This is a genomic window from Streptomyces sp. Tek67B01 (genome assembly GCF_055231995.1).
Window position 1 is genome coordinate 4,871,099 of sequence record NZ_JBUYUY010000001.1, and the last position, 24,526, is coordinate 4,895,624.

The window sequence follows — 24,526 nt, forward strand, 5'->3', positions numbered from 1 at the left end:
GCCCGGCGTGTGGGGCGGCTCACGGGAGCGGGAACACGACCTTGAACGCGTAGGCGGCGACCAGTCCGTAGCCGAGGCGGAAGGTCCAGACGCGGACCGCGGGGGAGATCCGGGCGGCGGCGAGGGAGCCGACCAGGACGAGCAGTTGCTGCCAGACGAGGGAGGCGAGGCCGACACCGACGAGGAAGGCGGCGCCGGCCGCGCCGGCGCGCAGGGTCGCACCCTGGGCGGTGGTGAGGGCGGCGAAGTAGAGGGCGGTGGTGGGGTTCACGGCGGTGAGGCCGACATAGCGTGCGAACGCCGCCCGCGCCGACCCGTGGAATTCTTGCCGGGCGGCCGGCTCCGGCGCCGGGGCCGCCCCGTCGCCGGCGGGGGCGATCGCGCCGGCGAAGGGCGGGTCAACAGCCGCCGGGGCCGCTCGACCGGGGAGCACCCGCCGGGCCTCGGTCGCGGTCGGGACTGAGGGCGGGGCGGCGGGGGCGACGGCGCGGCTGCGGCGCGTGGCCTGGAAGCCGCGGGCGGCGATCGTGAGGAGGACTACCCCGGCCGCCAGGCGGACCCAGGCCTCGACCGGGCCGACGCGCGCGGCCACCCAGGGGCCGAGCGCGGTGGCCAACGCCGCGTAGCCCAGGTCCACCGCGGCGATGCCCGCGGCCGCGGCCACCGCCGTACGGCGGCTCCGCATCGCCTCCTGGAGCAGCAGGACGCTCATCGCACCCATCGGCATCGCCACGCCCAGGCCGGCGACCGCCCCCGAAACGGCGGGCGTCAGCAGCCCGCCCAGCCCGCCCACGTCTGACGAGCTCAGTGCGCTCAATGCGCTCGGATCACTCATGCGAGCAGCCTTGTCCGGGCGGCCACCACCACGGCGGTGAATAACGGCCCCGACTGCGATAATCGCGGAATGGACCGCCTGGACAGGGACATCCTCGGAATCCTGCGTGAGGACGCGCGGATCTCCTACCGCGACCTCGGTGTGCGCGTCGGACTCAGCGCCAACGCCACGGCGGACCGGGTCCGCCGGATGCGGCGGGACGGTGTGATCCTCGGCTTCACCGTGGTGGTCGACCCGGCCGCCGACACGCGCGGAGGGCTCGTCGTGTTCATCGACCTGACGCTGCGCGAGGGCGTCACCAACGACGAGTTCGAGGAGCGGGTGGTCCGACTGCCCGGGATCACCGAGGTCGTCCACGTCACCGGCGCCTACGACTACCTCGTACGGGCCCGCGCCGCCGACGCCACCGCGCTCGACGCGCTGCTGCGCCGCCTGAAGCGGGAGGCCGGGGTCGCCCAGTCCAGTACGAGGATCGCGCTCCGGGCCGCGAACACCCCGGGGTGACGCGGGCGTCGCCCGCCGGCGGCGGTGTGACGGCGGGAGCCCTCAGAGCGGTGACTCCCAGGTGAGCGTCGTCCCCCTGGCGCCGGCCTGCGTCCGGCCGTCGTCAAAGACCGTCAGGCGGACCCGGCCCGGGACCGCGTCCACCTCCACCTCGATCGAGGAGACGTCCGTCCGGCGGTGGGCCGCGGCCAGGGCGCCCCGGAGGGCGGACAGCAGATCGGCCGCCACCGGCTCCGGAAGCAGTGCGTCGACGGCCCCGGCGAACCGCACCGACGGCTGGAAGCCCAGCAGTACCGCCGCACCGCCCGTCTCGCGCAGCACCCGGCCCCGGAAGGTCGTCGGGGCGGCCGTCGGGGGCTGCTGGAGCGCGAAGATCGCGGTGCGGACGTCTTGGATGGTGGAGTCCAGTTCGTCGACGGCCCGCCCGAGTTCGGCGCCGATCGTGTCCCCGGCGGCGGCGGACGCCGAGCGCTTCTTCGTGCTCTCCAGCATCATCTCCGTCGCGAACAGCCGCTGGACCACCAGGTCGTGCAGGTCGCGCGCGATCCGGTCGCGGTCCTCGTAGACGGCCAGTTGCTCGCGGTCGTGCTGCGCGTCCGCCAGTACGAGGGCCAGCGCGGCCTGCGAGGCGAACTGCGAGGCCAGCAGCCGGTCCACGGCGTCGTACGGGCGTCCGCCCCGCGCCCGCGGCAGGGCGAGGGTGCCGATCAGCCGGCCACCGCTCTGGAGCGGGAGCATCATGCTCGGGCCGAACCGTTCCCGCACGTGGGTCGTCATCCGGGGGTCCGTCGCCGAGTCCTCTATGAAGACGGGTTCACCGCCGAGGAGTTGCTCCAGGACCGCTGAACCGGGGGCGATGGTGGTGCCGACGAGGTCCCCGGGGTCGCCGTGCGTCGAGGCGGCGACGATCTCCATACCGCCCTCGGGGGTCGGCTGGAGCACCACGCCCGCCGTCGCGTCCGCCAGCAGCCGGGCCCGTTCGGCGACGCACATCAGCGCGTCGGCCGCCGGACGGCCCGCCAGCAGGGCGGTGGTCACCGCGGCGGCGCCCTCGATCCAGCGCTCACGGCGGCGGGCGGTGTCGTAGAGGCGGGCGTTGCCGATCGCTATCCCGGCCTGGGAGGCCAGGACCCGCAGCAGGGACAGGTCCTCGTCGGTGAAGGGGCCGCCGCCGCGCTTCTGCGTGAGGTAGAGGTTCCCGAAGACCTCCGTGTGCACCCGGATGGGGACGCCGAGGAAGCCGCGCATGGGGGGATGCCCGGGCGGGAAGCCCGCCGAACGGGGGTCCTGGGCGAGGTCGTCGAGCAGCAGCGGGCGCGGGTCGCTGATGAGCGCGCCGGGCAGACCCGTGCGGCCGTCGGGCAGCCGAGGGATCGCGGCCCGTTGGGCCGCGGTCAGACCGGAGGTGAACAGTTCGGTCAGTCGGCCGCGCTCGGGGTCGACGACTCCGAGCGCGGCGTAGCGCGCCGCGCACAGATCGGCGGCCGAGTCCACCACGTGCTGGAGGGTGCTGTGCAGCTCCAGCTCCGACCCCACGGCGAGCACCGCCTCCAAGAGCACGGGCAGGCTCGCCGACTCCGTCGGGCCCGGGGCCTGCGGCCCGCCGGATTCCCGACCGGGCGGGCCCCCGGGGCGTTCGTGTGCGGGTGGTGTCATTCGGTCAGGGGGTTGAGGACCATGGGGGCGATCTTTCCTTCCAGCATCGCGCCCAGACCCAGCACGGCGCACACGTCGGGGCGTTCCGCGATGGCCACGGGCATCCCCGTCGCGTCGCGCAGCATCTGGTCCAGGCCCGGCAGCAGGGCGCTGCCGCCGACCATCATGATGCCCCGGTCCGTCAGGTCGGCCACCAGGTCCGGCGGGCAGTCCCGCAGAACCTTGCCGATGCCGTCGAGCACCGCCGTCAGCGGCGTGTGGATCGCGTCGCGCACCGCCGCGGTGTCCACGTGCACGGAGCGGGCCAGGCCGGTGGCCACGTCCCGGCCGTGGATGAGGGTGGAGGCCGGGCCCTCGGCGGTGATGCCGTTGCCGTGCAGCGCCAGCTGGAGCGGCCGGACCGCCTGGCTGGGGAGCATCAGCTCGTGCGCGTGGCGCAGGTGTTGCACCACGGCGTGGTCGATGGCCTCGCCGCCGACCGGAATCCGCTCGGCGGTGACGATGGACCCCAGGGAAAGCACCGCCACCTGGGTCGCCGCGGCTCCGCACACCATGATCATGGTCGCGGTCGGCTGCTCCACGGGCAGGCCGCAGCCGACGGCCGCCGCGATCAGGGTGTCGACCAGTTCGACGCGCCGGGCGCCGAGGCCGACCAGCGTCTCCACCGCCGCCCGCTGCGCGAGCGGATCGGCGTCGTGCGGGGTACAGGCGGCTGCCCGCAGTCGAGGCTTGCGCCGCAGGGCGCGGCGCAGCTTCTCGCCGAGCAGGTGACGCAGCATCCGCTGCGCCATCTCGATGTCGACGACGGTGCCGCCGGAGACGGGGCGCACCACCCGGATGTAGTCGGGCGTGCGACCCGTCATCCGTTCGGCGAAGGTGCCGACGGCGATGAGTGCCCCCGTACGGGTGTTCACCGCGGCGACGCTGGGCTCGTCGACGACCAGGCCGGCGCCCTTCACGTAGACGCGGGTCCTGGCCGCCCCCAGGTCGACAGCGACGTGGCAGCGGCGCAACTGCTCAAGACTGACGGTCACGGCAGATCCCTCCGAGAGCGCTGACGCAAGAAGACCGGCGACTGCCGGTCGGACAACTCATATCTTCTCGGGTCAACAGGGTCATGCGCCTGTTGAGATGCTCCGGCCGGGGTGGGTCGCTTGTGCCGGACGGTGCTGCACAGGGGTGGTCTTCTGTACCGACAGGCGCCACGATGCGCGCACTGTCCGCGCTACCGGCGCGTAACAAGGTAAAGGGGAACCGATGCTGACGCCGCGCCAGGGACTGCCGGCCCTCCTGACGCTCTGCCTGACCCTGTCCGTCACCCTCCTGGCGCCCGCACAGGCCCGGGCGGTCGGCGGGTCCGCCGAGCGGGCGGCCCCCCGCGACCCGGTGGTCTTCGTGCACGGTTACAACGCCGATCCCGGGGTGTGGGGGTCACTGCGCGAGGACATGCGCGCGGACGGGTACACCGATGACCGGCTCTTCTCCTGGGGCTACGACACCCACCAGTCGGTGAACGAGGTGCTCGCCGGACAGCTCGGCGCCTACGTCGACCAGGTCCGCCGGCAGACCGGAGCGGCCAAAGTGGACATCGTCGGGCACTCCTTCGGTTCGCTCGTCAGCCGCTGGTACGTGAAGTACGGCGGCGGTACGGCGGCCGTCGCCCACTGGGTCTCGCTCGCCGGCCCGAACCACGGCACCTCCACCGCCTGGGCCTGCGCCCTGTGGGACCAGGCGTGTCGGGACATGACCCCGGGGTCGTACGTGGTGAAGAACCTGGCCGCCGGCGACGAGACGCCGGGGGCGGTCGCGTACGCCACCTTCCGGTCGGACTGCGACGAAGTGGTCAATCCGGACGACAGCGTCGTGCTGACCGGGGCCACCAACGTGGCCGCGGGCTGTCTGAAGCACAACGACCTGCTCGGCGATGACGCCACCTCGGCCGGCGTACGGGCCTTCCTGGCGTCCTGAACCGGCGCCCGGAAAGCCTCAGGCCGTCCCCGGCCGGACCTCCTGGAGGAGGCCGTACGTGAACTCCGCCACCAGCGCCTCCCCCGACACGGTGAAGGCCAGCCGCCACCGCGTCGGCGCCGTGCCCTCCATCGGGCGGACCGGCGCGAAGGCCCGCGCCACCTCGTCCACCGTCGCCGACCAGGGCCGAAGGTCCCGCGCCGCCTCCAGTACGGGCCCCCGCGTGCCCGGAGCCCGCACCAGCCACTCGTTCCACACCGCTCCGTCCGGCCCGGCCAGCACCTCGAAGCGCAGGTCGGGCCAGAGGGGGACCGGCCAGAGCAGCGCCTGGCACTCCAGGTCGCCGATCCGCCGGGGCGCGGTGGACTCCGGCGGGCCGAGCACCGAGCGGTAGCGGGCCAAGGCGCCGCGGGACCGGGACGAGCGCACCATGGCCTGCCAACGCTTGTTGGCCTGCCGCTGCTCGGCGAGCGAGGCGCCCAGGCGGAGCCGGGCCCGCTCGGCGAGGTCCGGCCGGAAGTCCGCCATCCTGCGCAGCAGCACCAGTTGGAAGGCGGCCGGGCCGAAGGCTCCCGAGCCGGCCGCCGGCGGGGTCGGCGGGGTCGCGGTCATGGAAGACACGATTCCACACAGGATCCTTACGTTCCCGGAATCCCGCTGTTGCCGATCACCACGTAGCCTGCGGGCCCTATGAATTACTGCCCTGCCTGCCGGAGGTACCTCAACGGCGCGCTCGCGTGCGCCGGATGCGGAACCCCGGCCGAGTACCTCATACCCGCCCCGCCGGCCTCCGCCGCGGCGCCCGGCCATGAGCAGTACGGCCATGGGCAGCCCGGTCCCGCGCAGCCGGGGTACGCGCAGTCGGCGTTCGCGCCGACGCAGCCCCCCGGCTACGCGCCACCGGGGTACGGGGGCCAGGGCGACCCCGGACACGCGGGCCAGGCGGGGTACGCCGACCTCGGGTACGCCGAGGCGGGCTACTCCGAGGCCGGATACGCGGGCCGGGACGGGTACGCCGAGTCCGGGTACGGCGACCACCCCGCCCCCCGGCCCGCCCCCGAGCCCGAGCCGGCGGACCCGTACACCGAGTCGATCGTGCTGCTCTCCGGGCCGGTGGACGGCCGTTCCCGGTCGCGCGGCCGGGGCGCGGCCCGGGGCCGCCGGACCCTGCTCAGCGTCGGGCTCGGGCTGGCCCTGGCCACCGGCGGTTCGGTGGCCCTGGCCCGTATGACGACGGACGACGAGGGCGGCGGCCGGGCCGCCAAGGTGGTGCTGACCGACGAGGACGGCCCCGAGAAGCCGGAGCCGGCGCCGGACGCGCCGAGCGGGGCCGCGCGCTCCGGGGCGACGGGCACGGGCAAGGGCAACGGCGCCGGGGGCGCGAAGGCCTCCGCGAGCGCCACGAAGTCGGCCGGACCGAGCGGGAGCCCGAGCGGGTCCGCGCAGCCGGGCGCCGGGGTGGGCGCCTCCGCCTCCGGGGCCCCGGGGCCGACGCCCACCGCTTCCGGGCCGGGGTCATCCGTACAGCCCACCAAGCCGGGACAGCCCGAGCCCAGCACCTCCGGCACGGCGCAGCCGCCCGTGCCGGTGCCCACGCCCACCAAGACGAAGAAGCCCAAGCCGACGTGCTGGTTCATCTTCTGCTAGATCGGCTCAGCCCAGCATTCGCCTGAGCAGGTCCCGCAGCATCCCCCGCTCGGCGTCGGACAGCCCGGCCAACGGTTCGCGCGCGAAGTCGAGCGACTCGCGCAGCCGATCCGCGGTCTGTAGGCCCTCCTCCGTCGGGGCGGCCAGTTTCACCCGGCGGTCCGCCGGGTCCGGCCGGCGTTCGACCAGGCCGCGGGACTCCAGCCGGTCCACGATGCCGGTGATGTTGGACGGCTCGCACTTGAGCTTCTGCGCGATCCGGCGCATGGGCATCGGTTCCAGGGACAGCAGGTTCAGTACGCGGGCCTGGGCGCCGGTGAGCTGGTGGCCCGCGGCCGCGTGCTCGTACTCCTGGTGGTAGCGGGCCACGACGTCGCCGATGAGCTCGACGACCTCAAGGGTCAGTGGGTCTGTGCGACGACTGGGCATGGAACCAGCGTACCCATTTACTTGACAACATGAAATATCCAGGAGCATGGTTGTTTCAGGTAGTGAAGTATTTCGCCGCCGGGTTCCGTTTCCCTCATGCCTCAGGAGCACCCCATGTCCCAGATTCCCGCCGTGAGCCGCGAGTGGCACCTCGTCCGCCGCCCGCAGGGCTGGCCCGTCGCCGAGGACTTCGCCCTGCGCGAGGTGCCGGTGAACGCCGAGCCCGCCCCGGGACGGATTCTGGTGCGCAACCTCCACATGTCCGTAGACCCTTACATGCGCGGCCGCATGAACGACGTGAAGTCCTACGTACCGCCGTTCCAGCTGGACCGGCCGATGGACGGCGGCGCGGTCGGCGAGGTCGTCGCCTCCGCGGCCGAGGGCATCGCGGTCGGCGACCACGTCCTGCACGGCCTGGGCTGGCGCGAGTACGCCGAACTGGACGCCAAGCACGCCACCAAGGTCGATGCCTCGCTGGCCCCGCTCTCCGCCTACCTCGGCGTGCTCGGCATGCCGGGCCTGACCGCCTACGCGGGTCTCTTCGAGGTCGCCTCCTTCAAGGAGGGCGACGCCGTGTTCGTCTCCGGCGCCGCCGGCGCGGTCGGCAGCCTCGTCGGCCAGTTCGCGAAGATCAAGGGCGCGTCCCGGGTGATCGGCTCGGCCGGCTCGGACGAGAAGGTGACGCTCCTCACGGAGAAGTACGGCTTCGACGCCGCTTTCAACTACAAGAACGGCCCCGTCGCCGAGCAGCTCAAGGACGCCGCGCCCGAGGGCATCGACATCTACTTCGACAACGTCGGGGGCGACCACCTGGAAGCCGCGATCTCCTCCCTCAAGGTGCACGGCCGCGCCACCCTGTGCGGTGCGATCGCCCAGTACAACGACACCGAGCCGGCGGCCGGCCCGCGCAACCTCGTGCAGGTCATCGGCAAGCGGCTGCGCCTCCAGGGCATCCTCGTCGGCGACCACGCCGGCATCCAGAACCAGTTCGTCCAGGACGTGGCCGGCTGGCTGCGCTCCGGTGAGCTCCGCTACGACGAGACGGTCGTCGAGGGCGTGGAGAACGCCGCCGACGCCTTCCTCGGAATGCTGCGCGGCGAGAACACCGGAAAGATGATCGTTTCGTTCACCCGTTAGGCTCACTCCACACCGTCGTGATCGTGGGCGCGAGTCACGGCGATTCCTATGGAGGATCCACTTTCATGTCCATCACGCAGTCCGATGTCGCGTACACCGCCGTTGCCACCGCAGAGAACGGCCGTGACGGTCGCGTCGCCACCAACGACGGCAAGCTCGACGTCGTCGTGAACCCGCCGAAGGAGCTCGGCGGCAGCGGCGCCGGCACCAACCCGGAGCAGCTGTTCGCCGCCGGTTACAGCGCCTGCTTCCAGGGCGCCCTCGGGGTCGTCGCGAAGAACGAGAACGCCGACATCTCCGGCTCCACCGTCACCGCCGAGGTGGGCATCGGCAAGAACGACGAAGGTTTCGGCCTGATCGTCAAGATCTCCGCCGTCATCCCGAACGTGGACGCCGCCACCGCCAAGGACCTCATCGAGAAGGCCCACCAGGTCTGCCCGTACTCCAAGGCGACCCGCGGCAACATCACGGTCGAGCTGGCCGTCTGATCCCGCACCGCGCCGAAACGAAGGCCGCACTCCCTCCGGGGGGTGCGGCCTTCGCCGTAAACTGGGCCGCATGAGTGATCTTGTGGGGGGCTTCCGGTTCCTGCTGGCCGGACAGCGGTGGGTGTTCTCCAACGGCCGTTGGCTGGGCGTCGGCCTGTTGCCGGGGCTGGTCTCGCTCGTGCTCTACGCCGGCGCGCTGGTCGGCCTCGGGTTCGGCGCCGACGACCTGACCGCCTGGGCCACGCCCTTCGCCGACGACTGGTCCGCGCCGTGGCTGGGGCTGTTCCGGGGCTTCCTGACGGCCCTGGTGTTCGCCCTCGGACTCTTCCTCGCGGTGATCACCTTCACCGCCGTGACCCTGCTGATCGGCCAGCCGTTCTACGAGTCCCTCTCCGAGCAGGTCGACCGGACCGAGGGCGGCGAGGTGCCCGAGTCCGGGCGGAGCCTGTGGCTGGACCTGTGGATCTCCGGCCGCGACAGCGTGCGCCTGCTGCTGCGTGTGGCGCTGTACGGGGTCCTGCTGTTCGCCCTCGGATTCGTTCCCGTGATCGGGCAGACGGTGGTCCCGGCGATCGGGTTCTGCGTGTCCGGGTACTTCCTCACCCAGGAACTCACCTCCGTCGCCCTCCAGCGGCGCCGCGTCGACCTCGACGAGCAGTTGGCACTGCTGAAGGCGCGGCGGGCGTTGGCACTCGGGTTCGGAGTGCCGCTGGTGCTCGCGTTCCTGGTGCCGCTGGTGGCGGTGTTCCTGATGCCGGGCGCTGTGGCGGGGGCGACCCTGATGGCGCGGCACCTGGTGGGGGCGCAGACCGAGGGCGCGGCCGAGGACACGGAGCAGGACCCGGCGGGCCGGTGCGTGGGGCAGGACGCCGGGGCGTCGGGAGCCGGCGCGCGGACCGTCCCGGCCGGGGAGTTCGGGCCGCCGAAGTCCTGGTAGGCGGCTTCGGTCAGGCCCCGACGGCGGCGATACCGGTCAGGCCTCGACGGCGGCCGTCACCACGGACGGCGTGCGGCCGTCCGCCTCGACCATCGGCGTGCCGTCCGGCGCCCATACGGCGGCGCCGCCGCAGCCGGTCCACGGGCCCGCCGGGCCGACGTGGTTGGCCAGCACCACGTACAACCCGTGGTCCCGGGCGATCCCGGGGTAGATGCCGGCCCGCTCCCGGACGCCGTCGCCCGTCCCGTAGAGCGAGCTCGCCAGGTGCACCCGGCAGCCGTCGGCCGCTCCCCGCGCCGCCAGGTCCGGGAAGTGGTTGTCGTAGCAAACAGCGAGGCAGAAGCGGACGCCGCCGAGGGTGAAACGGCCGTCGGCGGTGCCCGCCGCGAAGGCGCCCCGCTCGTGCCCGTAGAGGTGCTGCTTCGCGTACGTCGTCACGTGCGCGCCGGCCGCGTCGTGGACCAGCGTGGCGATGGCGGGGAGCGGCCCGTCCGTACGCAGGGCGACGTTGACGGCGGTGGCGATGCCGGCGGAACGCAGCGGGTCCAGTCGGGGGTCGTCGGCGCCCGCGAGCCACAGACCCGGGTCCGAGGCCAACGCGTCCAGTTCGTATCCCGTCAGGGCGAGTTCGGGGAACACCACGAGTTCGGCGCCCTGCGCCCGGGCGTCGGCGGCGAGTGCGACGGCCGCGGCGACATTGGCCGTGACGTCGGCCGGGACACAGGTGAGCTGGGCTGCGGCGATCTTCACCGAGTCAGGATGCCGGCCGCCGACCTCGGGGCCGACGGCGGGGTGGCGCCGCCCGCCGCGCGCGGTCCACGACCCCTGTCGCCCCCTAGACGGCCGCGTCGGGGCCGCGCAGCAGGGTCAGGAAGGAGCGGAAGGCGGCCGGCATGTCCACCGACTGCGGGGCGAGCAGCCACTGGTACTGGAGGCCGTCCATCACCGCCGTCAGGAGCGGGGCCGCCTCCTCGGGGGTGAGGCCGGACGGGAGTCGGTCGCCGAACTCCGCGCGCAGCACCGCCGCCATCTCCGCGCGGACCTGCGCGTAGCGGTCGGTGAAGAACTCCCGGGCCGGGTGGCCGTCGGTGACGCTCTCGCCCAGCAGCGCGGAGAAGGTCTGCACGATGCCCGGGCGCATCGCGTTGTAGTCGACGAGGGACGCCAGCAGGTCGAGCCGCCAGGTGTCCGCCGAGGCGCGCGAGCCACCGCCGGTGTCCCAGCGGTCGCGCTCCTCCAACACCGCGACCAGCAGGGCCTCCTTGGTGGGGAAGTAGTGCAGCAGTCCCTGCTGGGTCAGGCCGACGCGTTCGGCGACCGCGCCCAGGGAGGCGCCCCGGTAGCCGCGCTCCGCGATCACCTCGACCGCGGCGCGCACGATCTCGCCCCGCCGCTCCTCGCTCCTCGCCCTGACCATCGCCCCGGCTCCCCTTCCGTCCGCACCCTGCCAGCAGGACCGTACGGCATACGGATATCACGAAAAGATAACAACGCCTACCGGTCCACAAGGATCGGGTCCACGATGGGCGCACCGCGCCGCACCCCGACACACCGCCCCGCACCCCGCACGCACTCAGACGAGGAGGCACGGCCGTGACCGATGCCGATCAGGCCCGCGAGGACGCCGTAGAGGCCGCGCTCGACAAGCTCGACCTCGACTCCAAGGCCCGGCTGCTCGCGGGCCGGGACATGTGGTCCCTGCCCGCCGTTCCCGAGATCGGATTGGCTTCCGTGGTCATGTCGGACGGCCCCATCGGCGTCCGCGGCGTGCGCTGGAGCGCCGACGACCCGTCCGTGGCGCTGCCCTCACCGACGGCGCTCGCCGCCACCTGGGACCCCGCGCTCGCCCGCCGCGCCGGCCGGCTCCTCGCCCAGGAAGCGCGCCGCAAGGGCGTCCACGTCCTCTTGGCCCCGACCGTCAACCTGCACCGTTCCCCGCTCGGCGGCCGGCACTTCGAGTGCTACTCCGAGGACCCGTACCTCACCGGCGCCATCGGCACCGGCTACGTCAGCGGCGTCCAGGACGGCGGCGTCGGCACCACCGTCAAGCACTTCGTCGGCAACGACGCCGAGACCGACCGGTTCACCGTGGACAACGTCATCGCGCCGCGCCCGCTGCGCGAGCTGTACCTGGCACCCTTCGAGGCCATCGTCAAGAACGCCCGCCCCTGGGGCATCATGACCGCCTACAACCAGGTCAACGGCGCCACGATGACCGAGCACCGGTACCTCGTCAACGACGTGCTGCGCGTCGAGTGGGGCTTCGACGGCTGCAACGTCTCCGACTGGATGGCCGCCCGCTCCACCGCCGGCGCCCTCCTCGGCGGCCTGGACGTGGCCATGCCCGGCCCGCGGACCGTCTACGGGACCGCCCTCGCCGAAGCCGTCCGCGCCGGGGAGGTCCCGCCGGAGGCGGTGGACGGCGCCGTGCGCAACGTCCTGCGTCTCGCCGCCCGCGTCGGTGCCCTGGAAGGCGCGCCCCCCGTCGTCACCGACCCTCCGTCCGGGATCGACGGCGGGGCGCTGGCCCGGGAGATCGCCGCCCGCGGCTTCGTACTCGCCCGCAACGAGGCCGTGTCCGGCGAGCGGCGCGCCCTGCCGCTCGACACCGCTCCGGGTCGCACGGTGGCCCTGATCGGCGCCGCCGCCCGCGACGCCCGCGTCCTCGGCGGCGGCTCCGCGACGGTCTTCCCCGAGCGGGTCGTCTCCCCGCTCGACGGCCTGGCCGCCGCGCTGCCCGCCGACTCGCTGACCTTCAGCGTCGGCGCCGACCCCAGCGACGAACTCGTCCCCGCCGACAAGGGCTTCGAGCTGCGCGCGATCTGCCGGGACGCCTCCGGCGCCGTCCTCGGGGAAGGCGTCCTCCCCTCCGGCCTGGTCCAGTGGATCGGGGAGGACCTGCCCGCCGGCGCCACGTACGAGACGATGGCGACCATCGAGGTCACGGGGACGTTCGTGCCGCGCGAGAGCGGCGAGCACGCCTTCGGTACCCGGGGGCTGGGCGCCTTCGCCCTCGCCGTGGGCGGGCGCACGCTCTGGGAGGGCGTCCAGCGGATGGGCGAGGAGGCAGATCCGTTCGAGGCCTTCTCCGGCGCCCCCAGCGAACGCGCCCGGGTCACCCTTACCGCGGGGGAGCCCGTCGAGGTGTCCCTGACCTTCCGGGTGCCCGACGTGAGCGCCCTGCCGCTCAAGGCGATCATGTTCTCGCTGCTCCACCTTGAGCCCCGGCGGGACGCGGACGAGCTGATCGAGGAAGCGGTCGCGGCCGCCCGGACCGCCGACACCGCCGTGGTCGTCGTAGCCACCACCGAGCGCGTCGAGTCCGAGGGCTTCGACCGCGAGGACCTTGGGCTGCCCGGGCGCCAGGACGACCTGGTCCGGGCCGTCGCCGCCGTGAACCCGAACACCGTGGTCGTCGTGAACGCCGGCTCCCCGGTGGAACTGCCCTGGCGCGACGGCGTGGCCGCCGTACTGCTGACCTGGTTCCCCGGGCAGGAGGGCGGGGCCGCGCTGGCCGACGTACTCCTCGGCGAGGCGGAGCCGGGCGGCCGGCTGCCCACCACCTGGCCCGCCGTCCTCGCCGACGCCCCCGTCACCGAGGTGGCGCCCGCCGAGGGGCGGCTGGAGTACCGAGAGGGCCTCCTCGTCGGCCACAGGGCCTACGAGGCCCGGGGCGTGGCCCCCGCCTACCCGTTCGGGCACGGCCTCGGCTACACCACTTGGGCGTACGCGTCGCTGGAGGTCACCGGGTCGGTGGCGCGGGTACGGCTCACCAACACCGGGTCCCGGCCGGGCCGGGAGGTCGTCCAGGTCTACCTGGCGCCGCTCGCCGACACGGCGGAGCGCCCGGCGAGTTGGCTGGCCGGCTTCGCGTCCGTCGCGGCGGCCCCCGGGGAGAGCGTCGAGGCGGAGATCGACCTGCCCGAGCGGGCCTTCGAGGTCTGGGACGAGGCGGCCGGGTCGTGGCGGCGGATCGGCGGCGAGTACGAGGTGCGCGCGAGCCACGCGCACGGCGACACGCGGCTGACGGCCACACTGCGCGTGTGATGGCCGGAAATCTCCCCTGAAACCGGACCGTGGAGGCCCCTGACGGCCTCCACCGGTCCTCTCCGTCGGCCCGGGGGTTCGGCGCGTCGGCCCGGGGCTTGAGCCCGGGGTTCAGCGCGGCGGCGCCGGCGCCGTCACCTGCCGGTGCGCCAGTTCCGCGAGCCGGGCCTGACCCGCCTTGCCCGGGTGGAACCAGTCCCAACGGCTCAACTGCGCGGTCCCGAAGGGGTACTGGAACACGGCGCCGCCGTCGTAGCGGCACAGGGGGTCCTTCGAGCAGACGGTGCGCAGCACCTCGTTGTACTCGACCACGCGCGCCCGGACCCGTTCGCGCCGGGCCGTCGCCTCCTGGGTGGACGACAGCGGCTCGGCCAGCATCGACTGGCAGATGCCGAGCTTCCAGACCTGCCGCACCATCGGGGCGTCCTTGCCCTGCTCCCACAGCCGCTGGAGGTCCGGCACGGAGGAGACGTACACCTGGGTCGTGGGGGACGCGGTCCTGAGGTCGGTGAGGGCCTTCTCGAAGCCCGCCTTGAATGCGGCCACCGAGGTCATCGAGGAAGTGGTGGGCCGGCAGGCGTCGTTCGAGCCGACCATCACCGTGACCAGGTCGGGCTTGTGCGAGGCCGCCGAGGACAGTTGGACCGGCAGGTCCGCCATCCGGGAGCCGGTCACCGCGTAGTTCCAGCTGTGCGCGGGCGCGTCGGCCTGGCCGAGCAGCCGGGTGGCGAGCGAGTCGACCTCGGGGTCCTGGCCGGTGGCCCACGAGACCTCGGGGCAGTCCGCCAGCACCGAACAGGCGTCGAACCCGCGGGTGATGGAGTCACCCACAGCGGCGATCGACTTCGGGGCGGTGTTCCAGCGGGGTCGCGCCTGCGATCCCCGTCCGCCTCCGGTCCCCGGGTCGCCAAACTCGCAGGCCGTCACCGCCCCTGCCAGCAGGGCGGCCGTCGCGACCGCCGCCGCGAGGGTCCTGCGGGTGCGTCGGCGCGGAGCGGTGGTGCCCATCGGGGTGGTCCCTCCCTCGTCGCCCCCCGTCCCGCGGGGGCGTCCTGCTGAGTGAATGCTCTGTGTTCACGGGGTTCCGAGCGACCGTACGTCACACCAGGACCCCTGGCGCACGGTAGCTTTTTCCCGTGGCGTTTCGGCCGCAGGTCCCGCGACGCAATGTCAGATAATTTCCGTTACATTACATCTCGTCACATACTGTCCGTTTTCTGGAGTTTATTCCCGACCTCGTCCCACACTGGAGGTCCCGGTGACGACACGTGGAGTCCTGTACGTGCATTCCGCACCGCGCGCGCTCTGCCCGCACGTGGAATGGGCTGTTGCGGGCGTGCTGGGGGTGCGGGTGAACCTCGACTGGATCAGGCAGCCCGCCTCCCCCGGAACCTGGAGATCCGAGTTCTCCTGGCAGGCCGAGGTGGGCACCGCCTCGAAGCTCGCGTCCGCGCTGCGCGGCTGGCACCTGCTGCGCTTCGAGGTGACGGCCGAGCCCTGCCCGACCGCCGAGGGCGAGCGCTACAGCTCCACCCCGGAGCTCGGCATCTTCCACGCCGTCACCGGCCTGCACGGCGACATCATGATCCCCGAGGACCGGCTGCGCGCCGCCCTCGCCCGGTCCGCGAGCGGCGAGAGCGACCTGGAGACGGAGATCTCCACGCTGCTCGGCAAGCCCTGGGACGACGAGCTGGAGCCCTTCCGCCACGCGGGCGAGGGCGCCCCCGTGCGCTGGCTCCACCAGGTGGTCTGAGCCCGTCACGCGAAAAGCCCACCCGGTGACCGGGTGGGCTTCATGCGCTGTCCGGGGTGTCAGACCGTACGGAACGCCAGCGTCACGTTGTGGCCGCCGAAACCGAACGAGTTGTTGATCGCCGAGATCGGGCCTTCCACCGGCAGCTTGCGCGGCTCGCCGCGAACGATGTCCGCGTCGATGTCGTCGTCCAGCTCGTCGACGTTGATCGTCGGCGGGGCGATGCGGTGGTACAGGGCCAGTACGGTCGCGACCGTCTCGATGCCGCCCGCGCCACCCAGCAGGTGACCGGTCATCGACTTCGTCGCCGAGATCGCGATGTGGTCGAGGTCGTCACCCAGGACCTGGCGCAGCGCCTTCAGCTCGGCCGTGTCACCCTGCGGGGTGGAAGTTGCGTGCGCGTTCAGGTGCACGAGCTCGGCCGGGTCGAGCCCGGTGTTGTCCAGCAGGTTGCGCACCGCGGCCGCGACACCGCGGCCCGTGGGCTCGGGCTGCGCGATGTGGTGGCTGTCCGCGGACAGGCCCTGGCCCAGCACCTCGCAGTAGACCCGGGCGCCGCGCGCGGCGGCGTGCTCGGCGGACTCCAGGACCACGACGCCGGCGCCCTCGCCCAGGACGAAGCCGTCACGGGCCTTGTCGTAGGGGCGGGAGGCCTCGGTGGGGTTCTCGTTGTTCTTGGACATCGCCATCATGTTGGCGAACGCGGCGATCGGCAGCGGGTGGATGGCCGCCTCGGTGCCACCGGCGACGACCACGTCGGCGCGGCCGGTACGGATCATCTCGACGGCGTAGCCGATGGCCTCGGCGCCCGACGCGCACGCGCTGACCGGCGTGTGCACACCGGCGCGGGCGTTGACCTCCAGGCCGACGTTGGCCGACGGGCCGTTCGGCATGAGCATGGGGACGGTGTGCGGGGAGACCCGGCGCACACCCTTTTCCTTCAGTACGTCGTACTGGTCGAGCAGGGTGGTGACGCCGCCGATGCCGGAGGCGATCACGGTACCCAGCCGCTCGGGGACGATCGACTCGTCCTCGCCGGCCGGGGCGGTGTAACCCGCGTCGGCCCAGGCTTCACGGGCCGCGATCAGCGCGAACTGCGCCGAACGGTCGAGCTTGCGCGCCAACGGCTTGGGCAGGACCTCACTGGGGTCCACGGCGGCCTGAGCGGCGATGCGGACCGGGAGTTCGGCGAAACGTTCGCCCTCCAGGGGCTTGACGCCGGAACGGCCGGCAAGCAGACCTTCCCAGGTCGAAGCGCTGTCGCCACCCAGCGGAGTGGTTGCGCCGATACCGGTGACGACCACGGTGCGATTGGTCGGGCTCACAGGAATTCTTTCTCCACGTCTCAGGGGGTGCTGAATTGTCACGGCGCCACCGCGGGGTGGCGACAAACGCTCGGCAGGCTCTTAGGCCTGGTGCTTCAGGATGTAGTCCGCGGCGTCGCCGACCGTCTTGAGGTTCTTGACGTCCTCGTCCGGGATCTTGACGTCGAAGCGCTCTTCGGCGGCGACGACGACCTCGACCATGGACAGGGAGTCGACATCCAGGTCGTCGGTGAAGGACTTGTCGACCTGGACGTCCTCGGTCGGGATACCGGCGATCTCGTTGACGATCTCCGCGAGACCCTCGACGATTTCTTCCTGGGTGGCGGCCATGAGGCGCTCCTTCTCTAGCTAATTGAATGATCAGGGAGGGAAAAAACGATCCCGGCCCTAGGGGAGGGTAACGACCGTCGCGGCGTAGACGAGCCCCGCCCCGAAGCCGATGACGAGCGCGGTGTCGCCGCTCTTCGCCGCTCCGGTCGCCAGGAGCCGCTCCATAGCGAGCGGAATCGAGGCGGCCGACGTGTTGCCGGTGGTTTCCACGTCACGGGCGACCGTGACGTGCTCCGGCAGCTTGAGAGTCTTCACCATCGAGTCGATGATCCGCATATTGGCCTGGTGCGGAATGAAGACGTCCAGGTCAGCGGCGGTGATCCCGGCCGCGTCGAGCGCCTGCTGGGCCACCTTGGCCATCTCGAAGACGGCCCAGCGGAAGACCGCCTGGCCCTCCTGGGTGATGGCAGGGAACTTCTCGCCGCCGCCCTTGCCGAGGTACTCGTCCCACGGCACGGTCTGCTTGATCGTCTCGGACTTGTCGCCCTCCGAACCCCACACCGTGGGGCCGATGGCCGGCTCGTCAGAAGGGCCGACGACCACCGCGCCGGCGCCGTCACCGAACAGGAAGGCCGTCGCGCGGTCCTCCAGGTCGGTCAGGTCCGACAGCCGCTCGACACCGATGACGAGGACGTACTGCGCCGACCCCTCGACCACCATGCCCTTGGCCAGCGTCAGGCCGTAACCGAACCCGGCGCAGCCCGCGGAGATGTCGAACGCGGCCGGCTTGACCGCGCCGACCCGGTGCGCGATCTCCGTCGCGACGGCCGGAGTCTGCTTGAAGTGCGAGACCGTGGAGACGATCACGGCGCCGATCTGCTCGGGCGACACGCCGGCATCGGCCAGCGCCTTGCCCGACGCCTCCACCGACATCGCGGCGACGGTCTCCTGGGGCGAGGCCCAGTGCCGGGTCGCGATGCCGGAGCGCGAACGGATCCACTCGTCGGACGAGTCGATCGTCTCCAGGATGACCTCGTTGGGCACCACACGGGTCGGGCGGTACCCGCCGACACCGAGGATGCGGGCGTACGGGGAGCCCTTGGCAGGCTTGATCTTCGACATGCTGAGGGGGCTCCTTCTCTCAGGCCGCGTGCTCGGCGAGCAGCGCCGCGGCCTTCTGGAGATCGTCCGGGGTCTTGAGGGCCACGTTCGGAACGCCCTTGAGCGCGCGCTTGGCCAGACCCGTCAGGGTCCCGCCAGGGCACAGCTCGATGATCCCGGTGACGCCCAGCTCGGCGAACGTCTCCATGCACAGGTCCCAGCGGACCGGATGGGCGACCTGGCCGACCAGGCGGGCGACGACATCGGCGCCCGAGGTGACGACCCCGCCGTCCTTGTTCGACACGTACGTCAGCGCCGGGTCCGCCGGGGTGAGGGCCTGCGCGGCCTTCTCCAGCGTGGCGACCGCCGGTGCCATGTGGGTCGTGTGGAAGGCGCCCGCGACCTTGAGGGCGACGACCTTGATGGAGCCTTCGGGCTTGTCGGCCTCCAGAGCGGCGATCTGCTCCAGGGTGCCGGCCGCCACGATCTGGCCCGCCCCGTTGATGTTGGCCGGGGTGAGCCCCAGCTTCTCCAGGTGCGCCACGACCACGTCGCGGTCACCGCCCAGCACCGCTGCCATGCCCGTCGGGGAGACGGCGGCGGCCTCGGCCATGGCCAGGCCCCGGGTCCGTACGAGCGACAGCGCGTCGGCCTCGCTCAGTACACCGGCGTACGCGGCGGCGGTGATCTCACCGACGCTGTGACCCGCGACCGCGCCGAAAGCGGCGGGCGAACCCAGCGCCGAAGCGGACAGCAGACCGGCGGCGACCAGCAGCGGCTGGGCCACGGCCGTGTCACGGATCTCGTCGGCGTCGGCCTTGGTGCCGTAGTGGGCGAGGTCGAGCCCGAGAGCGTCGGACCACCCCGAGACGCGCTCGGCGGCGCCGGGGAGTTCGAGCCAGGGAGTCAGGAAGCCGGGCGTCTGAGCGCCTTGGCCTGGAGCGACGAGTACGAGCACCCTCACACTCTCTCTTGTATCCGGCCCGCGCCGCCCGTGGGGACAGGGACGAAGAACCGTCGGGGTAATTGTTGATGTCCGACAAAAGTCTAGGACTGGGGATCGCCGTCGGCCAGACGCCCCAGGATGAGGGCGATCCGGAGCGTGAACGCCGAACGGACATCGGAGGGTGACCAGCCGGTGACGTCGGTCACACGTCGGAGCCGGTAGCGCACCGTGTTGGGGTGGACGAACAGCATCCGCGCCGCCCCCTCCAAGCTGCTCGCCTGCTCCAAGTAGACGCTCAAGGTCTCCAACAGCGCCGAGCCCGCCTCCTCCAGCGGTCTGTAGATCTCCTCCACCAGCTGCTCCCTCGCCGAGGGATCCGCCGCGATGGCGCGCTCGGGAAGGAGATCGTCCGCGAGCACCGGACGCGGGGCGTCCTGCCAGGCCGTGCACGCCTTCAGTCCCGCCGCGGCGGCCTGCGCGGACTTCGTCGCGTTCAGCAGGTCGGGTACCACCGGCCCGGCCACCACCGGACCGGCCGCGAACGGTCCGATCAGCGACTTCGCCACCTGCATCGGGTTGTCACTGCCGCCCGCGACGACCACGAGGCGGTCGCCCAGCACACCCGTGAGCACCTGGAGCTTGTGGTGGCGGGCCGCACGCCGGATCGCCTCGACCGTCAGCTCGCTGTCGCCGTCCGGGGCGGTGCCCAGCACGACGCACACGTGCTCCGGCGAATTCCAGCCGAGCGCCGCCGCCCGCGACAACGCGCCCTCGTCCGCCTCACCCGACAACACCGCGTTGACGACGAGGGACTCCAGGCGGGCGTCCCACGCCCCGCGCGCCTCGGCCGCCTGCGCGTACACCTGGGCGGTCGCGAAGGCGATCTCCCGGGCGTACACGAGCAGCGCCTCGCGCAGCACCGACTCGTCGCCCGGGGCGGCCACCTCGTCGATCGCGGTCTCCATGACCTCGATCGTCGTACGGACCATCTCCACCGTCTGGCGCAAGGTGATCGCCCGGGTGAGCTCCCGCGGAGCCGTCCCGAACACGTCCGTGGAGATCGCCTGCGGGGTCTCCGGGTGCCGGAACCACTCCGTGAACGCGGCGATGCCGGCCTGGGCGACCAGGCCGATCCACGACCGGTTCTCCGGCGGCATCGCCCGGTACCACGGCAGGGTCTCGTCCATGCGCGCGATCGCGTTCGCGGAGAGCCGACCGGCGGACTTCTCCAGCCGGCGCAGAGTCGCGGGATGCGGGTGCGCGGGTTGCACGCCGTGCGCGGGACGCGCCGGGCCGGTCTCGGGGGAATGCTCACGTTCGGGTTGGGGCACGGGACAAGACTGCCTTATCGGCGCCCGGGCGCGGAGCCGGGTCCGGGGCCACCCGTCCGCGGGCCCGCCGCAGCCGTCCCGGAACCACGCGCCCCCGGGGGTCTACGGTGGCCACCATGATTGATGTACGCCGAGCCGCGGACCGGTACGAGGGCGGGAACCCGGCCGCCGGGATCGCCACCCGGCACGCCTTCTCCTTCGGGTCCTTCTACGACCCGGACAACATCCGCTTCGGACCCGTCCTGGCCTGCAACGAGGAGCTCCTGCGGCCGGGCTCCGGGTTCGACGAGCACCCGCACAGCCAGACCGAGATCGTCACCTGGGTGGTGGAGGGCGAACTCACGCACAAGGACAGCACCACCGGCCACACCGGCCTGGTCCGCGCCGGCGATGCACAGCACTTCGCCGCCGGATCGGGCGCGCGGCACATCGAACGCAACGACGGCCCCGCGCCGCTGCGCTTCGTCCAGACCTGGCTCGCCCCGCTCGCGGCGGGCGGCGAGCCCTCCTACCACCTCGTCCCGGGCCTCGCCGACGGGGAGCCGTACGAGATCCCCGCCGCCGGGGCCGTCCTGCACGTGCGCCGGCCCGGCTCGGGCGAGCGGATCACCGTACCGGCGGCGCCCCGGGTCTACCTGCACGTGGTGCGCGGCGACCTCCGCCTGGACGGCGAGGAGCTGGGCCCCGGCGACTCGGCGCGGATCACCGACGAGCCGGGACTGGCCGTCGTCGCCGGCTCCCCGGGCGAACTGCTGATCTTCGAACTCCCCTGAGCGCCGACACGCCCTAGCGGAGTTCGGCGAGGACCGCGTCGGTGAACGGGGTCCAGGCCTCCACGGCCCACGGGCCGAAGGCGCGGTCGGTCAGTGCCACGCACGCGGCGCGCGCGTCCGGGTCGACCCACAGGAAGGTGCCGGACTGGCCGAAGTGCCCGAAAGTGCGCGGCGAGGACGTGGTGCCCGTCCAGTGCGGGGACTTGCCGTCGCGGATCTCCAGGCCGAGCCCCCAGTCGTTGGGGGACTGGTGCCCGTAGCCCGGCAGGACGCCCTTGAGGCCCGGGTGCACGACGGAGGTGGCCTCGGCGACCGTGCGGACGTCCAGCAGCCGGGGCGCCTGGAGTTCGGCGGCGAAGCGCACCAGGTCGCGGACGGTCGAGACGCCGTCCTTGGCGGGGGAGCCCTCCAGCGCGCTCGACGCCATGCCCAGCGGCTCGAACACGGCCTGGTGCAGGTACTCGGCGAAGGGGATGCCGGTGGCCTTGGCGATGTGGTCGCCGAGCACCTCGAAACCCGCGTTGGAGTACAGGCGGCGCTGTCCGGGCGGGCTCGTCACACGGTGCTCGTCGAACGCCAGCCCGCTGGTGTGGGCGAGCAGGTGACGGACCGTGGCACCCTCAGGCCCGGCCGGCTCGTCCAGTTCGACCGCGCCCTCCTCGTACGCGACGAGCGCGGCGTACGCGGTGAGCGGCTTGGTGACCGACGCCAGGGCGAAGCGGTGGTCCACGGGCCCGTGGGAGCCGGCGACGCTCCCGTCGGCGCGCACCACGGCCGCCGCGGCCGTCGGTACCGGCCAGCTCTCGATGGTCCGTAGGGTCTGCAAGGTCTCCGGGCTCTCCATGCGGCCGAGCCTACTTGCTTGGAGTGCACTCCAAGGTTTTAGCGTGGTCGCCATGAGCCTGACGCAGACGCGGTACACGATCAGCGAAGTCGAGGCACGGACCGGTCTGACCCAGCACACCTTGCGCTGGTACGAGCGGATCGGCCTGATGCCGCACGTGGACCGCTCGCATTCGGGACAGCGCCGGTTCACCGACAAGGACCTCGACTGGCTGGCCTTCGTCGGCAAGCTGCGCACCACCGGGATGTCGGTGGCGGACATGGTGCGGTACGCGGAGCTGGTCCGCGAGGGCGAGCACACCGTCGACCAGCGACGGGAGCTGCTGGAGCGGACGCGCCGCGAGGTGCGGGCGAGGCTCTCGGAGATGAAGGACGCGCTCGCCGTGCTGGACTACAAGATCGATCTCTACGCGGGGAAGGCTGTACGGCAATGACGAAGAGCACGACGAAGATCGAGCGGGTCGAACTCGGCAAAGGCGGCCCCCTGGTCGGTGTGCAGGGCCTCGGCTGCATGGGCATGAGCGAGTTCTACGGGGACACGGACGAGACGGCCGCCCGGCAGACCCTTGACGCGGCACTGGCCGCCGGGGTCACCCTCTTCGACACCGCGGACGTGTACGGGCGCGGGGCGAACGAGGAGTTCCTCGCCCCGTTCGTCGCCGCGCACCGGGACGAGATCACCCTCGCGACCAAGTTCGCCATCGAGCGCACCGACGACCCGCGGTACCGGGGCATCCGCAACGACCCCGCCTACATCCGCGAGGCGGTCGAGGGCAGCCTGCGGCGGCTCGGCACCGACGTGATCGACCTGTACTACATGCACCGGCGCGACCCGGCCGTGCCCTTGGCCGAGTCGGTGGGCGCGATGGCCGAACTCGTGCGGGAGGGCAAGGTGCGCCACCTGGGCCTCAGCGAGGTCACCGGGGCCGAGCTGCGCGAGGCGTACGCCGTGCACCCCATCGCGGCGCTCCAGTCGGAGTGGTCGCTGTTCAGCCGGGACGTGGAGCGCAGCGCGGTCGGCGCGGCGGCGGAGCTGGGGGTGGCGTTCGTGCCCTACTCCCCGCTGGGCCGCGGGTTCCTCACGGGCGCGTTCGCGGACGCGGCGACCGAGCTGTCCGAAGGCGACTTCCGCAAGCACCAGCCGCGCTTCACGGGCGACAACGCGAAGGCGAACGCGGCGCTGCTGGCGCCGGTGCGGGAGATCGCCGCCGCGCACGGGGCGACGCCGGCGCAGATCGCCCTGGCGTGGGTGCAGCAGCGGTCGGCGGTGCACGGGCTGACGGTGGTGCCGATCCCGGGGACCCGCAAGCCCGGGCGGCTCGCGGAGAACACGGCGGCGACGCGGATCACCCTCACGGAGGCGGAGCTGGCCCTGCTGGAGCCGATCGCCGCCCAGGTCTCCGGCGACCGCTACCCGGACATGTCCTCCACGTCGGCGTCCCGCGAAGCCTGACAACGCCGCCACCACCGCCGGGCAAACCCAGCCGCGCCGGGGTCGGCGGTGCGGCCAACTCCAGCCTCGCCGGCGTTTGAGGCGCGGGGTGTGGGGCGGAGCCCGGCGCAGCCGGGGCCGCTCGCGCGACGGCGCCGCACCCGGGCCGGGCTACGGGCCCGGCCGGGTGCGACCCCCGCTACGGGCCCGGCCGCGGCCCCGGCTACGCCAGCCGGTCCCGCAGCGCCGAGTACTCGGCATCCGTGAGCAGCCCCGCGCTGAGCAGTTCCCCCAGGTGGTGGAGCCTCTCCCCGCCGGAGGCCTTCGGCGCGGCCGCCGTCACCGGCGTACGCCGCTCCCGCACCGCCGCCAACACGGCCGCGGCGAACGGCAGAGACTCGTGCACCGCCCCGTACCCCACCCCGAACACGGCCGCCGCCAGGTCGTGGTCGGGCCGGCCCTCACCGGCGGCGGCGTCCCGCGGCAGCAGCCGCAGGTGGCCCTCCGGCCCCTCGGGGGAGCGCCACACCACCCCCGTGACCTCCGCCAGCGGATACCGTTGGTCGCCCGCCTTCCACTTCGTGCTGCTGGCTCCGGTGCGCGACCAGTGGAAGGTGACGGCCGTCCCGTCGAACCCGACGCGCGCGTCGTACGCCTTGAGGTACGCGCTCGCCTCAGGGGCCGCGACCAGGAACCGCTCCGCCGCCGTCGCCGGTCCGAACCGATCCCGTACGGCGTCCGCGAGCGCCTCCGCCCGCGGGGCCGACTCGCCGGACAGCACCAGCCGGTACGGGTCGCAGCTCTCCTTGAGCTGTCCGGCGGCGACCTCCATCAGCGGATCGGCGCCGGGCCGTGGCACGGCGCGCAACACCACGGTGTCCCGTTTGCCCCCGGTCAGGCTCATCCCGGAGAGCGCGTCCAGCGGAATTCGGCGCTCCCTGAGGGCGTGCCAAAGCCGTGGCGTCCGCAGCCCCCGCGCGAAACGGATGATCATCGAGTCGGAGTCGAACTCCCAGACAGCATGGTTTCCGGCCAGTACGTCCCCCATGCGGCTCATGGTAAAGGGACGTGCCCCCGCTCGTCCCCCTCACCGCAGAGACGGTT

At 72.8% G+C, this 24,526-nt stretch carries 26 protein-coding genes; 11 read left to right on the forward strand and 15 right to left on the reverse strand.

All coding sequences use genetic code 11. From position 1 onward, the window contains the following. Positions 1–19 precede the first annotated feature (19 nt). The gene (locus tag ACV7NM_RS21850) at positions 20–835 is read right to left on the reverse strand and encodes a LysE family transporter (protein ID WP_463411852.1); all 816 of its coding nucleotides are present in this window, start codon (positions 833–835) and stop codon (positions 20–22) included. 69 nt (positions 836–904) lie between these two features. On the opposite strand from ACV7NM_RS21850, the gene ACV7NM_RS21855 reads away from it, so the two are divergent. Further along, on the forward strand, positions 905–1,339 hold the full coding sequence (locus ACV7NM_RS21855; protein WP_463411853.1) for an Lrp/AsnC family transcriptional regulator: 435 nt from the start codon (positions 905–907) through the stop codon (positions 1,337–1,339). 42 nt (positions 1,340–1,381) lie between these two features. Here the strand turns inward: ACV7NM_RS21855 and ACV7NM_RS21860 are convergent, their stop codons facing one another. Both ACV7NM_RS21860 and ACV7NM_RS21865 read right to left on the reverse strand, forming a co-directional pair. Further along, positions 1,382–2,995: a sensor histidine kinase gene (locus ACV7NM_RS21860; RefSeq protein WP_463411854.1), complete on the reverse strand. Its 1,614-nt coding sequence runs from the start codon at positions 2,993–2,995 to the stop codon at positions 1,382–1,384. Further along, positions 2,992–4,029 carry a rod shape-determining protein gene (locus tag ACV7NM_RS21865; RefSeq protein WP_136214205.1) on the reverse strand — a complete coding sequence of 346 codons (1,038 nt, stop codon included), beginning with the start codon at positions 4,027–4,029 and terminating at the stop codon, positions 2,992–2,994. Before ACV7NM_RS21865 ends, ACV7NM_RS21860 begins: the two co-directional genes overlap by 4 nt. Before the next feature lie 223 nt (positions 4,030–4,252). Between ACV7NM_RS21865 and ACV7NM_RS21870 the strand changes: the two genes are divergently transcribed. Beyond that, the gene (locus ACV7NM_RS21870; protein WP_463411855.1) at positions 4,253–4,963 is read left to right on the forward strand and encodes an esterase/lipase family protein; all 711 of its coding nucleotides are present in this window, start codon (positions 4,253–4,255) and stop codon (positions 4,961–4,963) included. An 18-nt stretch (positions 4,964–4,981) separates the two neighbouring features. On the opposite strand, the gene ACV7NM_RS21875 is transcribed toward ACV7NM_RS21870, so the two are convergent. Beyond that, on the reverse strand, positions 4,982–5,575 hold the full coding sequence (locus tag ACV7NM_RS21875) for a hypothetical protein (protein WP_463411856.1): 594 nt from the start codon (positions 5,573–5,575) through the stop codon (positions 4,982–4,984). Between the two features lie 78 nt (positions 5,576–5,653). On the opposite strand from ACV7NM_RS21875, the gene ACV7NM_RS21880 reads away from it, so the two are divergent. Beyond that, positions 5,654–6,610: an SCO2400 family protein gene (locus ACV7NM_RS21880; protein ID WP_463411857.1), complete on the forward strand. Its 957-nt coding sequence runs from the start codon at positions 5,654–5,656 to the stop codon at positions 6,608–6,610. Positions 6,611–6,616: 6 nt separating this feature from the next. Here the strand turns inward: ACV7NM_RS21880 and ACV7NM_RS21885 are convergent, their stop codons facing one another. Continuing rightward, positions 6,617–7,039, reverse strand: a complete 423-nt coding sequence (locus ACV7NM_RS21885) for a MarR family winged helix-turn-helix transcriptional regulator (protein WP_136214201.1) — start codon at positions 7,037–7,039, stop codon at positions 6,617–6,619. A gap of 114 nt (positions 7,040–7,153) precedes the next feature. On the opposite strand from ACV7NM_RS21885, the gene ACV7NM_RS21890 reads away from it, so the two are divergent. The 3 genes from ACV7NM_RS21890 (at position 7,154) to ACV7NM_RS21900 (ending at position 9,601) form a co-directional block, all read left to right on the forward strand. Beyond that, positions 7,154–8,176: an NADP-dependent oxidoreductase gene (locus ACV7NM_RS21890; protein WP_463411858.1), complete on the forward strand. Its 1,023-nt coding sequence runs from the start codon at positions 7,154–7,156 to the stop codon at positions 8,174–8,176. Positions 8,177–8,241: 65 nt separating this feature from the next. Further along, on the forward strand, positions 8,242–8,664 hold the full coding sequence (locus tag ACV7NM_RS21895; RefSeq protein ID WP_463411859.1) for an organic hydroperoxide resistance protein: 423 nt from the start codon (positions 8,242–8,244) through the stop codon (positions 8,662–8,664). Positions 8,665–8,734: 70 nt separating this feature from the next. After that, on the forward strand, positions 8,735–9,601 hold the full coding sequence (locus ACV7NM_RS21900; protein ID WP_463411860.1) for an EI24 domain-containing protein: 867 nt from the start codon (positions 8,735–8,737) through the stop codon (positions 9,599–9,601). A 36-nt stretch (positions 9,602–9,637) separates the two neighbouring features. Here the strand turns inward: ACV7NM_RS21900 and ACV7NM_RS21905 are convergent, their stop codons facing one another. Further along, positions 9,638–10,351, reverse strand: a complete 714-nt coding sequence (locus ACV7NM_RS21905; RefSeq protein WP_463411861.1) for a carbon-nitrogen hydrolase family protein — start codon at positions 10,349–10,351, stop codon at positions 9,638–9,640. 85 nt (positions 10,352–10,436) lie between these two features. Beyond that, positions 10,437–11,018: a TetR/AcrR family transcriptional regulator gene (locus ACV7NM_RS21910; RefSeq protein WP_463411862.1), complete on the reverse strand. Its 582-nt coding sequence runs from the start codon at positions 11,016–11,018 to the stop codon at positions 10,437–10,439. Between the two features lie 176 nt (positions 11,019–11,194). Between ACV7NM_RS21910 and ACV7NM_RS21915 the strand changes: the two genes are divergently transcribed. Further along, on the forward strand, positions 11,195–13,648 hold the full coding sequence (locus tag ACV7NM_RS21915; RefSeq protein ID WP_463411863.1) for a beta-glucosidase: 2,454 nt from the start codon (positions 11,195–11,197) through the stop codon (positions 13,646–13,648). 111 nt (positions 13,649–13,759) lie between these two features. On the opposite strand, the gene ACV7NM_RS21920 is transcribed toward ACV7NM_RS21915, so the two are convergent. Further along, entirely contained in the window at positions 13,760–14,656 is an 897-nt protein-coding gene (locus ACV7NM_RS21920) for an SGNH/GDSL hydrolase family protein (protein ID WP_463411864.1), read from the reverse strand. A 250-nt stretch (positions 14,657–14,906) separates the two neighbouring features. Here ACV7NM_RS21920 and ACV7NM_RS21925 point away from each other — a divergent pair, with 250 nt between their 5' ends. Further along, complete coding sequence (locus ACV7NM_RS21925; protein ID WP_463411865.1) at positions 14,907–15,401, forward strand: DUF3145 domain-containing protein; 495 nt, start codon at positions 14,907–14,909, stop codon at positions 15,399–15,401. A gap of 59 nt (positions 15,402–15,460) precedes the next feature. Here ACV7NM_RS21925 and fabF read toward each other — a convergent pair whose 3' ends face one another. The 5 genes from fabF to ACV7NM_RS21950 all read right to left on the reverse strand — a co-directional run bounded on the left by fabF (position 15,461) and on the right by ACV7NM_RS21950 (position 20,314). Next, positions 15,461–16,726 (reverse strand): beta-ketoacyl-ACP synthase II, encoded by a 1,266-nt coding sequence (gene fabF, locus ACV7NM_RS21930; RefSeq protein ID WP_463411866.1) that lies wholly within the window; start codon positions 16,724–16,726, stop codon positions 15,461–15,463. A gap of 81 nt (positions 16,727–16,807) precedes the next feature. Beyond that, the gene (locus tag ACV7NM_RS21935; RefSeq protein ID WP_463411867.1) at positions 16,808–17,056 is read right to left on the reverse strand and encodes an acyl carrier protein; all 249 of its coding nucleotides are present in this window, start codon (positions 17,054–17,056) and stop codon (positions 16,808–16,810) included. Positions 17,057–17,113: 57 nt separating this feature from the next. Then, positions 17,114–18,118: a beta-ketoacyl-ACP synthase 3 gene (locus tag ACV7NM_RS21940; protein ID WP_463411868.1), complete on the reverse strand. Its 1,005-nt coding sequence runs from the start codon at positions 18,116–18,118 to the stop codon at positions 17,114–17,116. 19 nt (positions 18,119–18,137) lie between these two features. Then, positions 18,138–19,055 carry an ACP S-malonyltransferase gene (locus ACV7NM_RS21945; protein ID WP_463414020.1) on the reverse strand — a complete coding sequence of 306 codons (918 nt, stop codon included), beginning with the start codon at positions 19,053–19,055 and terminating at the stop codon, positions 18,138–18,140. Positions 19,056–19,144: 89 nt separating this feature from the next. Beyond that, the gene (locus ACV7NM_RS21950) at positions 19,145–20,314 is read right to left on the reverse strand and encodes a PucR family transcriptional regulator (RefSeq protein ID WP_463414021.1); all 1,170 of its coding nucleotides are present in this window, start codon (positions 20,312–20,314) and stop codon (positions 19,145–19,147) included. 176 nt (positions 20,315–20,490) lie between these two features. Between ACV7NM_RS21950 and ACV7NM_RS21955 the strand changes: the two genes are divergently transcribed. Continuing rightward, positions 20,491–21,147: a pirin family protein gene (locus tag ACV7NM_RS21955; protein ID WP_463411869.1), complete on the forward strand. Its 657-nt coding sequence runs from the start codon at positions 20,491–20,493 to the stop codon at positions 21,145–21,147. 13 nt (positions 21,148–21,160) lie between these two features. Here the strand turns inward: ACV7NM_RS21955 and ACV7NM_RS21960 are convergent, their stop codons facing one another. Then, a complete protein-coding gene (locus tag ACV7NM_RS21960; RefSeq protein WP_463414023.1) occupies positions 21,161–21,973 on the reverse strand; it encodes a serine hydrolase domain-containing protein in 813 nt (270 codons plus the stop codon). Between the two features lie 70 nt (positions 21,974–22,043). Here ACV7NM_RS21960 and ACV7NM_RS21965 point away from each other — a divergent pair, with 70 nt between their 5' ends. Together ACV7NM_RS21965 and ACV7NM_RS21970 are read left to right on the forward strand one after the other, a co-directional pair. Further along, a complete protein-coding gene (locus tag ACV7NM_RS21965; RefSeq protein WP_463411870.1) occupies positions 22,044–22,424 on the forward strand; it encodes a MerR family transcriptional regulator in 381 nt (126 codons plus the stop codon). Continuing rightward, positions 22,421–23,443 carry an aldo/keto reductase gene (locus tag ACV7NM_RS21970; protein WP_463411871.1) on the forward strand — a complete coding sequence of 341 codons (1,023 nt, stop codon included), beginning with the start codon at positions 22,421–22,423 and terminating at the stop codon, positions 23,441–23,443. Before ACV7NM_RS21965 ends, ACV7NM_RS21970 begins: the two co-directional genes overlap by 4 nt. A gap of 202 nt (positions 23,444–23,645) precedes the next feature. Here the strand turns inward: ACV7NM_RS21970 and ACV7NM_RS21975 are convergent, their stop codons facing one another. Next, positions 23,646–24,470, reverse strand: coding sequence for a DUF4429 domain-containing protein (locus tag ACV7NM_RS21975; protein ID WP_463411872.1), 825 nt, complete (start codon positions 24,468–24,470; stop codon positions 23,646–23,648). Positions 24,471–24,526: the final 56 nt, after the last annotated feature.

Excerpts from the sequence above, each read along its gene's own strand:
- ACV7NM_RS21900 (WP_463411860.1), top strand. The coding sequence starts at position 8,735 with ATGAGTGATCTTGTGGGGGGCTTCCGGTTCCTGCTGGCCGGACAGCGG.
- ACV7NM_RS21875 (WP_463411856.1), bottom strand. The coding sequence starts at position 5,575 with ATGACCGCGACCCCGCCGACCCCGCCGGCGGCCGGCTCGGGAGCCTTC.
- ACV7NM_RS21910 (WP_463411862.1), bottom strand. The coding sequence starts at position 11,018 with ATGGTCAGGGCGAGGAGCGAGGAGCGGCGGGGCGAGATCGTGCGCGCC.
- ACV7NM_RS21890 (WP_463411858.1), top strand. The coding sequence starts at position 7,154 with ATGTCCCAGATTCCCGCCGTGAGCCGCGAGTGGCACCTCGTCCGCCGC.
- ACV7NM_RS21955 (WP_463411869.1), top strand. The coding sequence starts at position 20,491 with ATGATTGATGTACGCCGAGCCGCGGACCGGTACGAGGGCGGGAACCCG.
- ACV7NM_RS21920 (WP_463411864.1), bottom strand. The coding sequence starts at position 14,656 with ATGGGCACCACCGCTCCGCGCCGACGCACCCGCAGGACCCTCGCGGCG.
- ACV7NM_RS21870 (WP_463411855.1), top strand. The coding sequence starts at position 4,253 with ATGCTGACGCCGCGCCAGGGACTGCCGGCCCTCCTGACGCTCTGCCTG.
- ACV7NM_RS21850 (WP_463411852.1), bottom strand. The coding sequence starts at position 835 with ATGAGTGATCCGAGCGCATTGAGCGCACTGAGCTCGTCAGACGTGGGC.
- ACV7NM_RS21855 (WP_463411853.1), top strand. The coding sequence starts at position 905 with ATGGACCGCCTGGACAGGGACATCCTCGGAATCCTGCGTGAGGACGCG.
- ACV7NM_RS21965 (WP_463411870.1), top strand. The coding sequence starts at position 22,044 with ATGAGCCTGACGCAGACGCGGTACACGATCAGCGAAGTCGAGGCACGG.
- ACV7NM_RS21895 (WP_463411859.1), top strand. The coding sequence starts at position 8,242 with ATGTCCATCACGCAGTCCGATGTCGCGTACACCGCCGTTGCCACCGCA.
- ACV7NM_RS21935 (WP_463411867.1), bottom strand. The coding sequence starts at position 17,056 with ATGGCCGCCACCCAGGAAGAAATCGTCGAGGGTCTCGCGGAGATCGTC.
- ACV7NM_RS21860 (WP_463411854.1), bottom strand. The coding sequence starts at position 2,995 with ATGACACCACCCGCACACGAACGCCCCGGGGGCCCGCCCGGTCGGGAA.
- ACV7NM_RS21940 (WP_463411868.1), bottom strand. The coding sequence starts at position 18,118 with ATGTCGAAGATCAAGCCTGCCAAGGGCTCCCCGTACGCCCGCATCCTC.
- ACV7NM_RS21885 (WP_136214201.1), bottom strand. The coding sequence starts at position 7,039 with ATGCCCAGTCGTCGCACAGACCCACTGACCCTTGAGGTCGTCGAGCTC.
- ACV7NM_RS21970 (WP_463411871.1), top strand. The coding sequence starts at position 22,421 with ATGACGAAGAGCACGACGAAGATCGAGCGGGTCGAACTCGGCAAAGGC.
- ACV7NM_RS21880 (WP_463411857.1), top strand. The coding sequence starts at position 5,654 with ATGAATTACTGCCCTGCCTGCCGGAGGTACCTCAACGGCGCGCTCGCG.
- ACV7NM_RS21975 (WP_463411872.1), bottom strand. The coding sequence starts at position 24,470 with ATGGGGGACGTACTGGCCGGAAACCATGCTGTCTGGGAGTTCGACTCC.